This is a genomic window from Rhodococcus sp. UYP9 (assembly GCF_040547235.1).
Taxonomy (GTDB): Bacteria; Actinomycetota; Actinomycetes; order Mycobacteriales; family Mycobacteriaceae; genus Rhodococcoides.
Genome location: NZ_JBEPPH010000023.1, coordinates 1 through 1151, shown reverse-complemented (window position 1 = coordinate 1151; position 1151 = coordinate 1). Strand labels below are relative to the sequence as shown.

The window sequence follows — 1151 nt, the reverse complement described above, 5'->3', positions numbered from 1 at the left end:
TTGGAGATCACCGCGAAGCCCACGAACCCCGACAACACCAGGATCGCGATATTCGCCAACAGCGGGGTGTACATCAGTTCTCCTTCTCACGTGTCACGCATGCACCAGCGAGGACTTCGTCCGAAAAATCAGGAGCGAGGCCACCGTCGACGAGCATGAGTTCGAGCAACGCCGAAATGTTCTTCGAGTACAGCTCGCTTGCGTGCTCGGGCATGGTGGCAGGCAGATTCAACGGCGAGGCGATGGTGACAGCGTGCTTGACGACGGTCCGACCGGGCTCGGTCAACTCGCAGTTACCGCCGGTCTCACCGGCGAGGTCGACCACGACACTTCCGGGCTTCATGCCCTCGACGGCCGCGGCCGTCACCAGACGTGGCGCCGGACGCCCGGGCACCAACGCGGTCGTGATGACGACGTCGAAACCCTTGATTGCTTCTTCGAGGGCGTCTTGCTGCTGCGCACGCTCCTCCTCGGTCAGTTCGCGGGCATAGCCACCTTCACCTGCTGCGTCGATCCCGAGGTCGAGCCACTGAGCGCCGACCGAGCGGACCTGATCGGCAACCTCGGGGCGCACGTCGTACCCGGTCGGGCGACTGCCGAGACGCTTGGCTGTCGCCAAAGCCTGCAATCCGGCGACACCGACACCGAGGACCAGGACTGTTGCCGGCTTGACCGTGCCGGCGGCGGTGGTGAGCATCGGAAAGAATCTTGTCGACTCGGACGCCGCTAGCAGCACTGACTTGTAGCCCGCGACATTCGCCTGTGAAGACAATGCGTCCATGACCTGCGCACGAGAGATACGGGGAATCGCCTCGACGGCGAACGCCTGCACGCCCGCTGCCTTCAGCGCACCGATACTGTTCTCCGCATTACGCGGCGCCAGGAATCCGATCAGCGTCGAACCCGAAGAGAGCTTCGCGACCTCGGCATCGGTGGGCGGTGCGACCTTGACGACGACATCGGCACCCCAAGGGTCCCCGATCCTCGCGCCGGCCGATACATACAGCTCGTCCGGAATCAGTGCGCCCAGGCCTGCGCCGGACTCGACGATCACCTCGACGCCTTTGCCGATCAGCGACGCCACGATTTTCGGAACCAACGCGACGCGACGCTCGCCCTCTCCGGACTCGCGGACTACGCCCACTCGCACC

The 1151-nt window shown here is 64.6% G+C and carries 1 protein-coding gene and 1 pseudogene; both read right to left on the bottom strand.

The window, feature by feature from the left end; genetic code table 11:
• Nucleotides 1-74: pseudogene (locus ABIB36_RS21900) on the bottom strand (NAD(P) transhydrogenase subunit alpha); the annotation flags it as partial.
• Nucleotides 74-1150, bottom strand: coding sequence for a Re/Si-specific NAD(P)(+) transhydrogenase subunit alpha (locus ABIB36_RS21895; protein ID WP_354563605.1), 1077 nt, complete (start codon nt 1148-1150; stop codon nt 74-76). The pseudogene ABIB36_RS21900 and the gene ABIB36_RS21895, both read right to left, overlap by 1 nt.
• Between the last annotated feature and the right edge of the window lies 1 nt (nt 1151).